Here is a 13,409-nt window from a genome sequence, read left to right on the forward strand (position 1 = left end):
AAGTGATGTCCCATGTTCCCCCCGGCAAGATCGGCCGGCCGTTCCCGACCCTGCTGCGCTACAACCGCAAGTACTGGCGCGCATACGTCGCGGGTCTCGTTCTGGCGATGTTCTTCTCGCTGGTGGGCCTTGCCATGCCGATGGTGCTGGGCCATATGGTCGATCGGTTCACCGTACAGGCGCTTACGCGGCCGATGCTGGTGGTGTATTGCGGTGCCCTGATCGGATTGGGGATCGTCACCGGTGTCGCCCGCTACTTCGAGCGAACGCTCATAATTGGCGCGTCGCGCCGGTTCGAATTCGATCTGCGCAACGACTATTTCCTCGCCGTTCAATCGCAGGCGCGCGAGTTTTTCACTAGAACTCCAACGGGCGAGATTCTGGCCCGCGCGTCGAACGACATCGCCTACGTACGCGAACTGATTGGCCCGGGCGTAATGGGCACCGTAGACATGCTGCGCCTTCCGTTCACGCTCGCCGTGATGGTGTATTACAGCGCAACCTTGACCTTGGTCGCGTGTATACCGCTCCCGGTCGTTTCGCTGCTGGTCTATCTGTTTATCACCTACATGCACAAGCAGTCGCAAATCGTACAGGACCAGTTCGGCGTGGTGACGACGAAGGTGCAGGAGAACCTCGCGGGGGCGCGCGTCGTCCAGGCGTACGGCACCGGGGATATCGAAATCGCCGCGTTTGGAAAGGAATCCGGCAAATACATGCGGGAGAGCATCAAGCTCTCGGTCGTAATGTCGTTCGCCTGGCCCGTGATCGGGATGATGGTGGGCGCGGTCATGCTGCTCGTTATTTGGTGGGGCGGAGGCATGGTGCTTGACGGCGCAATCGTGTCGCGGCCCGCGTGTACTGACGCGGGAATTGCGCTCGATCGTGTGCCGTTCACGCTCGGCGATTTCACGGCGTTCATGGCCTGCCTGCTGCTGCTGGCGTGGCCCCTGGCGGAGTTTGGGTGGGTGATGACCCTGTACCAGCGCGGGGCCGTAAGCATGAAGCGAATTTCGGAGTACATGGCAAGAACTCCCGCCATCCGCGATACGGCAATGACGGACCACTCTATTACTTCGATTCGCGGGGCAATCGAGTTCGACGGTGTGCGGCTCGATTACGATGGGCGCACGGCGCTGCGAGACGTTTCGTTCGCCGTGCAACCGGGTCAAACGGTGGCATTTGTCGGCCCGACGGGATCCGGCAAAACGTCCATCGTCTCGCTGCTGACGCGAGAGTACGAACCGGCTGGCGGTATCGTGCGCGTGGATGGAGTGGATATTCGAACCCTCCCGCTGCAGACGCTGCGATCGGGAATTGCATATGTGCCGCAAGACACCTTTCTCTTCTCCGACACGATCCGCGCGAACCTTACCTTCGGGCGGCCGGATGCGGAGCAGGACGAGGTCGACTACGCTGCCGACGTCGCACAACTCACCGAGACCGTCAATTCGTTTCCGAACCGGTACGAAACGCTGCTTGGCGAACGCGGGGTCAATCTCTCGGGCGGTCAGAAGCAGCGCCTCGCCATTGCACGGGCAGTTGTTATGGATGCCCCCATCTTGATTCTCGACGATGCGCTGTCGAGCGTGGACACGCACACGGAAGAACAAATTCTGCAGCGCCTCATGGATGTCCTCACTCAACGCACCAGCATCATCATCTCGCATCGTGTTTCGACCGTGCAGCACGCGGACCTCATTCTCGTGCTGCGCGACGGACGCATCGCCGAGCGCGGCACGCACGAACAACTCCTCGCGCTGGGAGGTCAATACGCGGAGATGCACGAGCGGCAACTGTTGGAAGAAGAACTGGAGACGACCGCGTGAGCGCAGGATTCCACACAGAAGACGAGGCTCACGAACGCGCTTACGACGCGCGCCTGATGCGGCGTCTGTTGGGATACGTCAGGCCATTTGCCGGCTGGTTTGCCGTGGCCGTCGTGTTGCTTTTCGTTGCATCGGTGCTCGGCAACTTTACGCCGCTCATCATGATGAACGCGATTGACACCTACGTGAACAATCCCGAACGTATGCAGGCACAGCAAGCGCTTGCCGTTTCGGCAACGCCGGATGCCGCGGCGGTTGCGCAACTCGAACAACTGAAACTGGAAGACCGCCGCGGATTGTCCCGGCTTATGCTGCTCATTGGCGGGCTGTTCCTGGCCGAGTCGGCGTTTCGATACGCCCAAATGGTCATCGTCGCGTGGATTGGCCAGAAAACGATGTTCGAGATGCGTATGCGCATCTTCGCGCACCTCCAGAACATGTCCTTGCGGTTCTTGGATAAGAACCCGCTCGGCCGCCTGATGACGCGCGTGACCAACGACGTGGAAAAGGTGCAAGCGACAATCGTCGCCGGAGTCGAACAAACCATCAGCGACATGTTCACCATTGTCGTCGTTGTCGTCTTTATGGTGTGGACCAACTGGCAGATCGCAGCGATCGTCCTTTCGACGATTCCGTTCGTCTTCGTTACGGGCATGGTTTTTCGCAGGTATGCGCGGCGGTCTTATCTTGAAGTGCGGCGTAAGGTGGCGAAGCTGAACGCGTACATGCAGGAAATCGTCAGCGGCATGCGGGTGGTCCAGGTGTTCCGTCAGGAGGCGCGCTGTTACGAGCAGTTCCGCGTCATCAACGCCGAGCACCGCGACGAATGGTTCCGGCAGATTCGAAACTTCGCAATCTACTATCCCGTGATCGATTTTCTGGGCACATTGGCGCTTGCGCTGATCATCCTGTATCACGGATGGGAAGTGCTCGGACTTCAGGCGACGGGGCAAGACGTTGTGCAGGTGGGACTTTTCTTCGCGTACCTGCAATGGGCGGAACGCCTGTACGGCCCAATCCGGGCGCTGACCGATCGGTACAATGTACTGCTTGAGGCGATGGCGTCGTCCGAGCGCATCTTCACGCTGCTCGATACACCGGAGGACATCCCAAACAAACCCAATGCGATCAGGCCCTCGATGTTTCAGGGCCGCGTCGAGTTCCGCGACGTATGGTTCGGATACGACCCCGAGCTTCCCGTATTGAAAGGGATCAATCTGACGATCGAGCCGGGCCAGCGCGTCGCCATCGTCGGTCATACTGGCGCGGGGAAGACGACATTTATCAATCTGCTGAGCCGGTTCTACGATATTCAACGCGGAAGCATATTGATTGACGGCAAGGATGTGCGCGACTACGACAAGACCGAACTACGCAAACGAATCGGCATCGTGTTGCAGGATGTGTTCCTTTTTTCGGGGACCATCCGGGACAACATCACCTTGGGCAGTCCGGGAATCAGCGATGACGCAGTCCGCGGGTGCGCGGCACACGTAAACGCGGCGTCGTTCATCGAATCGCTGCCGGGCCAGTACGACTTCGCAGTCGGCGAGCGCGGCTGCAATCTGTCCACGGGCCAGCGCCAACTGCTGGCTTTCGCGCGCGCACTCGCGCACGACCCGCAGATTCTCGTGCTGGACGAGGCGACCTCGAGCGTGGATACGGCGACCGAGGCCTTGATTCAGGACGCGATTGTGAAACTGATGGACGAGCGCACCTCAATCGTCATTGCGCACCGCCTTTCGACGGTGCAACACGCGGACCGGATCGTGGTAATGCACCACGGCGAAATCCGTGAGGTGGGCACCCATCAGGAACTGCTGGCGCATCGCGGCCTCTACTATACGCTCTATCGGTTGCAGTATAAGGATCAGCCGGAAGCGGCCTAAGCTACGGCGAGTATGGATTTGCTCCGCGCGCGGGGCGCCACCCGAACCACGAGAGGAACCGGTAACGCAGAATCATTCCGATCATCGACATGCCGAGGAAGAAAGCCTTCACCTTACTGCCGGTAACGGAGGACTCGCCGACGCGCCGCTTGTAGTTGACCGGTATCTCGATAAAATGGATTCCGTTCAGGATGACGATGAGCAGCATCTGCGGGCCGAACGCAGACCCGCCGATGGAGAAGTAGGGCGCGATCTTTTCGTACGCGTCACGGCGAAAGAGCCGCATCGAACAACCGACGTCGGTGAGCAACGTCGTGTTGAACAGAAACTCGACCAACTTGCCAACGGCCCAATTGCCCCATTTAAGGAAGATGCCCATGTTCGCGCCTTCCCACACGAATTCGCGTTGCGTGCGCGTGCCAAAAACGACGGGCACGTCGTCGGAGTACGCGAGCATCTTGATGACGTCGTGCCCGGAGAAGGTGCCGTCCGGCTCGGCGATAATCAGTATCTCGCCGGTGGCTTCGGCAAGGCCTTTCCAGATCGCGTGGCCATAGCCCTGCCGCTTTTCGTACACGAGGCGGGCCCTCGTCTGTTTCACCTCGTCGTCCGTGCCCTCCGCCGCGTTGTTGTTCACGACGACGACCTCGTCGACATGGCCGGTCGCGAAGAAATCCTCGATCGCGGTGCGGATCGAGTCCCTTTCGTTATACGTGGGGAAAATGACGGAGACGGACTTGTAATGCCACATGCGCGAATTCTACCAGAACGTGTAAAGATAGGATTCCATCAGCCATGTTTGAAACAAAAGGAACGCAAAGGTCATGGCCAATGGTTGGAGCGAGCGAGCCTTGACGCCGAGTTCGTCCAACAGGTGCGCTGCGGGAATCACGATAAATGGGAAAACATACATTGCAGAGCGTTCGCCTTCGCCGCGCGCGAGATAAAGCGGCGATAGGACGAAGAGCGTAAGCAAGAACACGATGAATAACGGCTTGCTGGCGGACGATGGCTTCCAAACACGCCACAGGAACAAAAGCGACGTCGGTATGCCGGCGTAGAAGATCCAACACAGCGGGTTGAAAAACTTGAACGCCCAGGAGGGGTACCGCGGCTGTGTCTTGTCTACGTTGACCTGGTCTTCGAGAAACTGCGCGTGACTCAGGCGGAAGCATTCAATGACGTCGAAGCCGGTGAGCAGGCGTACGGCGCCGTGAAAAAGTAGGAACGAGGCGAGCATCACAACTGCGGTCTTGATTACGCTTGCCCGCGTGGTCGAGGCCGATAACCGCCAGAGACCGACAAACGCGAAGAAAGAGCCGAGCGTCAACAGCGAGAAGGACGATAACGAGAGCAACGCGTACATAATCCCCGCGCCGATAGCGTAGCGCGGGGAGTTTCGGTGGACCGCGCGCCAGAAGTAGAGAAGCGTCAGGAATACCATCGGCATGAACAAGATGTCCGCGCTGGTCGCGGTGAACATGACAATGGACGGCACGAGTGCGTAGAACGCGCAACAAGTCAATGCAACACGCTGATTTGTCATGTCCCGCACCCACGCGAATAGGGGAAGCACCGCGAGACTGCCCACGGCCATTGTGCCAATGGATAACACGAGCGCGTCGCGCGTAAGCAAAAACGAGGACATAACCCACAGGATGACGACCGGCCCCGGTGGATGCACCTTGGCGTGCATCGATAGCATCGGATGAATTTCGTTGTACGTTCGCAGGAGTCCAAGGATCGAAACGCCTTTGCCGATATCGTCCACATACTCATAACTGCCGCGACTGTAGGCCTCGGCTATGCCGTCGAACCCGCCACGAATCATCGCCACGCTGCCGGCGAGCGCGAACGCAAAAATCGACAGTGCGATGGCCACGCGCCACGCGGTCTTGTTCGACAGTTCGTCTTCCCACCAGTTCACGCGGCGGAGCCAGCGAACGGCGGCGGTCGCCGCCGCTGTCACGACAATCAGCATCGGCAGGTGCCAGCGGAAATCGGCCCAGAATTCACCGAGTGTGGTCTCGGTGCGGGCCAGTACGGCAACCAACTGGAGCGCCAGCAGCATCGTCACCGCGACCACGAGCATGCCGAAGCGGATGTGTCGCGAAATGGGTGCGCCGCCCGCGCGTCGAAGCACGGCGAATAGAATCAGGCCAAGCAGAAACGCCGCAGTCGTCACACCTCCGATGCGCGACGCGGGGAAGAGATTGGCATAAAACGGGGTCAACTGCATGTACAGCGGCTCGACTCCGAGCGTTTGCAGCAGTATGATCGCGAACACGTACCACGCAAAACATATTGTGTAGAGCGAGAACAATCGGCTCGCGGAGCGCGGCCCATATTCGTCTACAAACTGATCCGGCGATCGCATGTGGATACCCGTCTTTCCGTCAACGCAGTGGGGGATTGTATCGGCGGGATTGCTCGATTTCCAAACGCTCCGTCGCGGCGCGCGGACCGTTGGCCGCGACTACTTCTGACGACCGGCACGGCAGACGCGGTCCACAAGTCCGGGCTGTAACGTACGCGCGATGGTCGGCGCAGTATGGTTTCGCCTATCGCGGCAGTGTTAATGATACGGTCGCGGTTTCGCCTTCGGAGACGCTTACCGATGCGGTGGCGCAGCGAACCGCACCGGATTCGTCGGCGGCTGTAGCGCAGACCGTATACTGCCCAGGTTCAATGCCATTCATGGTGAACGCGCCAGTGGCGCGATCGACGGCCGCACCGCTCACGATGACATCATCCCTGTGGAGTTGGCTGAACTCTTCCTGCGTGGTGCGCGCGGGCAGCGTGATGTTGCCGCGCGCGAGCGCGACGCCTACGTAGCCTTCCGCGGGGAAGCCGGACACGATGCCGCTGACGGTACCGCCGCCGCCGAGTTCGAAGGTAACCTCCGTCGCGCGCCCGTCAACGAGTTCCACAGTTTGTTGCCGGCTCACCGGGTTCGTCTCGCCGATCATTCCGTTCACGCGCAGGCGGGCTTGTCCCGCAGGCAGATTTTCGATCCGAAACTGGCCGTTCGCATCGGTTTCGGCGTGACGGCCCTCTTCGCCAGAACTCTCGCCTCCCGTAAGCGTCACCTGGACCCAGCCACGCGTCGGCGGTTGGCCGTTAAACGCCATGACGCCGACTACGGACGCGGTGCCCGATGCAAAATCGAGGGTAACTTCAGTGACGCCTCCGTCCGTAACAACGATCTCCTTCCCCTGGTTACGGCTGGGAGTTCCAGGGCCGCTGGGATCGCGCAGGCCAGCGTAGGCGCGGTAATTGCCGGCAGGCACCGAGGTAAACTCGGCCACACCGTTCGCATCGGGTTCTTTGGCAGTCGAGTCGGATGCGACTTTGTCTTGCAGTCCCGCGTAGGCCCCTGCTGCCGGTTGTCCATTCTCCGTCACGCGAATGCGAACCGTACCGCCCGTGCCCAGCACGATGTCCGCCTGCGTCGTCCTGCCCGGCGCGACCTCGACCTGGACGTTTGCGCCGGCGTACGCGGGATGGTACGCAGAAATAGTGACAGTGCCGTCGGGCAGGCCGTCGAGCTGGAACGCGCCGTCAGCCCCCGAGGTGGTGCGCGCGGCACGATCACGCCGGTACTCGTCCATGGGCGCGGCGGTATCGAAGACCTTTGCGCCGGGCACCGGATTGCCTCCTGTGTCGAGCACGCGGCCCACGACAACGCCACCCGTCTCCAATTCGATTACGACACCGGACCTCGTTTCACCCGGAACAATATCCATCACTTGCTGTATTTTCGGAGCGTATCCCTGGGCTTTCACCAATAGCGCGGCTTGGCCCGCTTCCGCACTCTCGATGTGGAATTCGCCATTCTCGCTGCGCGTGCGCGCACCGGGGCCCATATGCTGAAAATTCCGCATGCTAGCCCCGGCGTTCGCTCCGTATACAATCTCGAAATCGGCGACAGGCTTGCCGGTCGCGGCGTCAACGACTTTGCCGTCGATCTTGCCGGTCCCTTTCAGCACGATATCGACATCCTCACTGCCGGCAGGAATGTCATTGAGGTTGCCTCGCGAGTAACCTGAGGCTTGGACACTGACGTAGAAGTTGCCCTCTTTGAGCCCGGCAATCTTGTAGCGCCCGTCCTCCCCGGTCCTCCCACTGGAATGGCTGCCCGGACCGGATGCCCAGATGTTTGCATTGCGGACCGGCTTTCCGTCCTCGTCCGTGACGCGCCCCGCGATGGATAGACCGCCCGCTTCCTTGACCACAACCCGCACGCCAGTCTTCTCCTCGCCGGAAGCCACACGGATTATTTCTTCATTCGGGTTGCGCATCCAGCTTCCGTCGCCAATGACGGCCTGGAGTTGGTACTCGCCCTCGGCCAGTCGCCCGAGCTTGAACTCGCCTTTCTCGTTCGAGCGCTCGACAGGCGAACCGAATCCTTGATTCTCCTTTTCCACCCGATACGGAATGACTTGTGCTTTGGGGATAGGCTTTCCGCTTTCGTCAACTACGACGCCGGAAATGGTCGCTTCCTTTACCACGGTGATGGTGACATCGCCGACGGGGCCGGAGGACGTATCGAACGGGCCGACCGGCTTCGAGACGAGTCCCTTCTTCTCCGCGCGGACAAAGAGCTCTGACGCGACCGTCACTCCCATGACCGTGAACAGTCCGTTTACGTCGCTTTCGGCGTTTGCGTAACGCCCTCCGCGCTTCGCAGCCACACTCACGCGTGCTTGCGGGACCGGCTCGCCCGCCTCGTCGACCACGCGCCCGGCAATGGACGTTCCGGATTCAAGCGTGAAATCGACGTCCTCGATGGATTGTCCCGCGGTGACACTGATGATCTGGCGCTTGTTGTAGTCGTCGGCGACGTAACCCTCCGCCTCGGTCACATAGATCGTGTAGCTGCCGGACGGAAGGCCGGTGATCGTGTAAAGTCCGTCTTCTTCGGTCGTCGCGTCCTTGGAGGTGCGAATAGTCCCGCCGCCGCGCGATTCGGTGTACAGTTGGATGCGCGCGTTTCGGACACCCTTGCTGGTTGCTGCGTCGCGTACAAATCCACTGACGACGCCGCCTTTGTCGATTTCGATTTCAATTCCGTCCAGACTCTGCGTGGGCGCGAGCGTAATCTTCTCCGGCTCCTTTGTCAGCGTCAGCGTTTCGCTTTCTATCGCGAGTCGGTACTCCGCGTCGCGCAGGTTGGAAAATACGAACGATCCGTCCGTGGCGGATTCCTGACGTTGCCCTTCACGTGATAAGTTTGTGTTCGCGATAACGTTCACCTTGCCTGCGGGTTCGCGTGTACCCGCGTACACCACGCGTCCTGCAATCGTTCCGCCATTGCGCAAGCTGAATTTCGCATCGTCCGTTCCCGACACGACCCAGTCGGTGAGCAACGGCGCGTAGGCGTCGGACTTGACGAGAAACTGGAAACTGCCGGTGGGCACGTGTGGGAAGCGGAATGCGCCGGACTCGTCCGTCACTTGGCGCGTGATTTCTGTTTCGATCCGTGGGAGGTTTTCTTCCCCGGCTTGTTCTTTCCATCGCGCCGCGTAAAGCGCCGCCCCGGCAACGGGTTCGCCCTCGGGACTAACGACGGTGCCGGCGATGTGGGCCGATTGCTCCAGCGTAAGTTCGATCTCGGCAGTCTTCGTGCGTTCCCCGACGTAGGTGCTGTCTACTGCGTAGAGCGGGCCGAGCTCCGCCTCGATCCCAATCGATGTCTTGAGCGGTACCTTCGAGAACGAGAATTTGCCGTCGTTGTCCGTCTGGGTTTCGAACGTAGAGGCGTCACTGGGTCGGGCCTCGTAATTCTTCCAGCCAACGGGAAGAATGCGAACTGTTGCGCCCGCGACCATATCGCCGGCGGCGTCTTTGGCAACGCCGGTAATCGTGCCGTCGCCAGCGACTGAGGATGCGGACGCCGTGCGGTTCGCCGCGAGTTCGCCGACCGGTTCGGAACGATCCTGCTTCCGCACCGCCGGTTTCTCGTCCACCTCCGCTGATGGTTCTGGCTGTTCAGACTTCTTCGCCGTGATTTGAACTGGTTTCGAGGCGTCGTCATCCGCTGCTTTGTTCCCACCGAAAAGGATGAACCAGAAGCCAACGACTGCGACGAGCACGACGATTACGATGACGTAAAAGCGGGTGTTCGATTGCATGAAAGCCACCCCCTGGTATTAGCGCACAGTGGACAGTTAATGTCCAACGTGGACACTTTCGATCATTGTGAGCGTAGCACACGAGTCGGCGACACCGGAATACTGAACTAGCAGGAAGGTTTTGGATCGGCCGGCGCCCGAATAGCGACCCGCTGTCCCGCGCGTAGACGGCGTTTGCCGCCGATGTCAGGAACCATCGACCGGTTTTGAGGATTGATCCGACGTTGGCCCAATTTCTACTACAGCTAGTAGTCAAGATACGGCTGCGCCGCAGATATAGTAGGCATGTGGGCCATTCTGCGCAGTTTTCTTTGACTTCAATCGGTCGGATATGCCATAGTGGTCAACACGAAGAATGGTCCCCAGTCGGCGGGATTGCGTCCATTTCGTTCTAGCTTCAAGTGCTTGTCTCAACGTGCTTTAGCACAAAGGTAACCGCCGGTCTCGTTCACCATGAGGAGCTTTTACGCACAGTTCTGGCCGTGGCAGTCCTCGGCCTCGCTTCGCAAGGCAATCATTGTTTCAGTGGTCTTGCATGTCGCCCTTGTGTGCGCGCTGACGATTCGGTTGCCACGGACGCTTAAGCTCACGCAGGCAGGCATGTATTCGGTCGAACTGATCAATCCGAACTTGCCTCCGGCCGATGCGCCGCCCCTGGGTACACCGACCGCCGCGCCCCCGGTACAGCCGCAGCCGACGCCACCCGCGCCACCGCCTCCGCCAAAGAAGGAAGAGCCGAAACCGAAGGCTCCCGAGCCGAAGAAGGAAGAGCCGAAGCTGGCTAAGGAAGAAAAGCCCAAACCGGACAAGCCGAAAGAAGAGAAGCCGAAAAAAGAAGCCGCGAAGGAAGAGCCGAAGAAGGAACCGAAGAAAGAACCGGAGAAGAAACCGGCGGAAGACAAACGCGTCAAGATCGCGAAGGCGGACAATCCGCTGGCAGACGTGACAGACAACCCCTTGGACGATCTCGATTCGTCATCCCGGCCTGCGCGGCCTACGAAACGGCAGACGACGCCCGTGCCGGGTGTCGCGACGGGCAAGCCTGGACTTCAAATGGCCGGCGGCGTGCCAAGCGTGCTCGGGATGTGGGGCGGTCTGGTCCAGCGCAAAGTCGAGAAGGAATGGGTCATCCCGCAAGGCATTCAATTAGGGCCGCCGGATGACGGCGCGCTTATTTCGTTTTGGGTGAACCGGGAAGGCAAACTTGTCGGCGAGCCGGAAGTCGTGAAGCATGCGGTGGACCCGGCGGTCGCGGAGAGCGCGATTCGCGCGATCAAATCGGCGGTGCCGTATCCGGCGCTGCCCGACAGTTTTGCCGACGCCCGGGTACAGGTGTACTACACGTTCATACCGACAACGTAATGCGCACGGTTTGGGTGCGCGTATCACGATAGGAGCAGCAGCGTGCGATTTTTTGGCCCAGCGATTCTGTTTTTTTGCGTGGCGTTTGTGTCGGGGGCGCAGGACCCGGCGGCGGCCGACGGTCAACGGGTCGAGATTCGATCGAGCGGAGGGACGGATGCGCGCATAGGCGTCGCCGTTCCGACGTTTGCGACGCCTCCCGGCCAGGATGCACTTGCGAGCCAAATGACGGAAGTCATGCGGTATGACCTCGACTTCACCGGTCTCATTCGTCTGTTGCGGCCGGAAGAATTCCCCGCGGCCTTCTCCGGCCTCACCAGCGATCCCACCAAGCTGAACTTCGACGCGTGGCGCAGCGCGCGCGCAGAGTATGTCGTGCATGTCTATGCCGTGTCCGAAGGCGGTAATGTGACGCTCGAGTGCCGGTTGTTCGACGCGGCAACGGGACAGCAAGTCGTCGGTAAGCGGTTGTCAAGCCAACAGTCGTGGTGGCGCCAGGTGGTCCACCAGTTCTCGGACGAGATTGTGAAGTACCTCGACGGCGAGCCGGGGATCGCGACGTCGCAGTATTGCTTCAGCGGCGGCGCCACGGGTAAGAAGGAAATCTATATCGCGGACTACGACGGCGCGAATATGAAACAGTTGACGCAGCACAACTCGATTTCGATTCTGCCTACGTTTTCCCCGGACGGATCAAAGATCGCCTACGTGTCGTTCAAAGACCGCTACCAGTTCCTGTATTCGTTCGAGCTTTCGTCGGGCAAGTCCATGGCGTTGTCAAAGGAAGTCGGTATGAACAGCGCGCCGGCGTGGGCGCCAAACGGCCAGCGGCTCGCAATGGTGTTGAGTAAGGACGCGAACTCGGAAATCTATCTGGTGAATGCCGACGGCACGGGCAAACAGCGGCTCACAAACGATCCGGGCACTGACACATCGCCGTGTTTCAGCCCGGACGGCAACAGTATCGCATTCGTCAGCGATCGCGGGGGCAGCCCACAGATATACGTGATGGACACGACCGGCGGAAACGTGCGGCGCTTGTCGTTGCAGGGCGGCAAGTCCTATGACCCGTCGTGGTCGCCCGATGGAAAACAAATAGCCTATGTCGTCGAGCAGGGCGGCTTCGAAGTCTATGTGATGGACGCAAACGGCGCGAACCCTCGGGCGCTCACGGCGAGCGGCGGCTCAAATGAATCGCCAAGCTGGTCGCGTGACTCGCGGTACGTTGTGTTTACCTCTACGCGCGAAGGCAAACCGCAATTGTGGGCGGCGAACGCCGCCACCGGCGAAAACCGGAAGATCCCGGGGATCGGTGTCAGCGCACAGGGACCGGATTGGGGGCCGCGGAGATAAACTTGGCGAATAGAATGGGTTGGGTGTACGCACATGAAAGTTGAATTGTCAAAGTCTCAAAATGCCCGTGGTAGCGTATTTCGAAACCCGAAACCCGAATTCTGAAATCTCAAATTTGAGATCTGCAATTTGATCTTGAACTCGAAAAGCGACGCCCTCGCGATACGTTCGCAATACATAGGTAAAGTCCCGATTCATGGGAGAAAAAATAGTCATTCAGAACCGGCGTGCGCGGCACGATTATCACGTGCTGGAAAAGCACGAGGCGGGCATCGAGCTGCGCGGCACGGAAGTGAAATCGCTGCGCGCGGGGCACATCGTGTTGAAAGATGCATACGCCGACGTGACTGATGGCGAGATGTTTCTTGTCGGTGTTCATATCAATCCGTATGAGCAAGGCACCGTGTGGAATCACGACCCCGAGCGCAAACGAAAGCTGCTCATGCACAAGCGCGAGATTGCGAAACTCGGCGCGCAGGTGGCGGAAAAAGGGTACACGCTCGTGCCATTAAGTGTGTACTTCAAGGAAGGCCGCGCAAAGGTCGAGATCGGGCTGTGCAAGGGAAAGCAGACGTTCGACAAACGGGACACCATCCGCGATCGCGAGGTAAAACGCGAGATCGACCGGGCGATGAAGGACACGCGGCGCGCGAAGTAACGCCGCGGAGCGGGCGCGGCGCGCACCGGTTTTATCGAGTTCAAAGTACACCTCAATGCATTAGGGGACACACAGGTTCAAGCACAGCGTCGGCAGGGGCGGAACAACACGGACGACATGACTTCTCTGCGGAACCCGGGACCCGAAACCCGGAACCCAATTACGACATTTGGCGTGTTGAGAC

The 13,409-nt window shown here is 59.8% G+C and carries 8 protein-coding genes; 5 read left to right on the forward strand and 3 right to left on the reverse strand.

Annotated elements, in window-relative coordinates; genetic code table 11:
- Nucleotides 1-2: 2 nt before the first annotated feature.
- Together HUU46_17220 and HUU46_17225 are read left to right on the forward strand one after the other, a co-directional pair.
- Nucleotides 3-1,829, forward strand: a complete 1,827-nt coding sequence (locus HUU46_17220; protein ID NUM55391.1) for an ABC transporter ATP-binding protein — start codon at nt 3-5, stop codon at nt 1,827-1,829.
- On the forward strand, nt 1,826-3,718 hold the full coding sequence (locus HUU46_17225) for an ABC transporter ATP-binding protein (protein ID NUM55392.1): 1,893 nt from the start codon (nt 1,826-1,828) through the stop codon (nt 3,716-3,718). The genes HUU46_17220 and HUU46_17225 overlap by 4 nt, the downstream gene beginning before the upstream one ends.
- Nucleotide 3,719: 1 nt before the next feature.
- On the opposite strand, the gene HUU46_17230 is transcribed toward HUU46_17225, so the two are convergent.
- The 3 genes from HUU46_17230 to HUU46_17240 form a co-directional block, all read right to left on the reverse strand.
- Complete coding sequence (locus HUU46_17230; GenBank protein ID NUM55393.1) at nt 3,720-4,469, reverse strand: glycosyltransferase family 2 protein; 750 nt, start codon at nt 4,467-4,469, stop codon at nt 3,720-3,722.
- A gap of 9 nt (nt 4,470-4,478) precedes the next feature.
- Complete coding sequence (locus HUU46_17235) at nt 4,479-6,095, reverse strand: glycosyltransferase family 39 protein (protein ID NUM55394.1); 1,617 nt, start codon at nt 6,093-6,095, stop codon at nt 4,479-4,481.
- A gap of 184 nt (nt 6,096-6,279) precedes the next feature.
- Complete coding sequence (locus HUU46_17240) at nt 6,280-9,852, reverse strand: carboxypeptidase regulatory-like domain-containing protein (GenBank protein NUM55395.1); 3,573 nt, start codon at nt 9,850-9,852, stop codon at nt 6,280-6,282.
- A 453-nt stretch (nt 9,853-10,305) separates the two neighbouring features.
- Here HUU46_17240 and HUU46_17245 point away from each other — a divergent pair, with 453 nt between their 5' ends.
- The 3 genes from HUU46_17245 (at nt 10,306) to smpB (ending at nt 13,225) form a co-directional block, all read left to right on the forward strand.
- On the forward strand, nt 10,306-11,214 hold the full coding sequence (locus tag HUU46_17245) for a TonB C-terminal domain-containing protein (GenBank protein ID NUM55396.1): 909 nt from the start codon (nt 10,306-10,308) through the stop codon (nt 11,212-11,214).
- A 42-nt stretch (nt 11,215-11,256) separates the two neighbouring features.
- Nucleotides 11,257-12,567 (forward strand): Tol-Pal system beta propeller repeat protein TolB, encoded by a 1,311-nt coding sequence (gene tolB, locus HUU46_17250; GenBank protein NUM55397.1) that lies wholly within the window; start codon nt 11,257-11,259, stop codon nt 12,565-12,567.
- A 196-nt stretch (nt 12,568-12,763) separates the two neighbouring features.
- A complete protein-coding gene (gene smpB, locus HUU46_17255; GenBank protein NUM55398.1) occupies nt 12,764-13,225 on the forward strand; it encodes an SsrA-binding protein SmpB in 462 nt (153 codons plus the stop codon).
- The last annotated feature ends 184 nt before the right edge of the window (nt 13,226-13,409 follow it).

It is taken from the genome of Candidatus Hydrogenedentota bacterium (assembly GCA_013359265.1).
Classification (GTDB): Bacteria; Hydrogenedentota; Hydrogenedentia; order Hydrogenedentales; family SLHB01; genus JABWCD01.

Coding starts and splice junctions, on each gene's coding strand:
- HUU46_17230 (NUM55393.1), bottom strand. CDS start 4,469: ATGTGGCATTACAAGTCCGTCTCCGTCATTTTCCCCACGTATAACGAA.
- HUU46_17235 (NUM55394.1), bottom strand. CDS start 6,095: ATGCGATCGCCGGATCAGTTTGTAGACGAATATGGGCCGCGCTCCGCG.
- HUU46_17240 (NUM55395.1), bottom strand. CDS start 9,852: ATGCAATCGAACACCCGCTTTTACGTCATCGTAATCGTCGTGCTCGTC.
- HUU46_17245 (NUM55396.1), top strand. CDS start 10,306: ATGAGGAGCTTTTACGCACAGTTCTGGCCGTGGCAGTCCTCGGCCTCG.
- smpB (NUM55398.1), top strand. CDS start 12,764: ATGGGAGAAAAAATAGTCATTCAGAACCGGCGTGCGCGGCACGATTAT.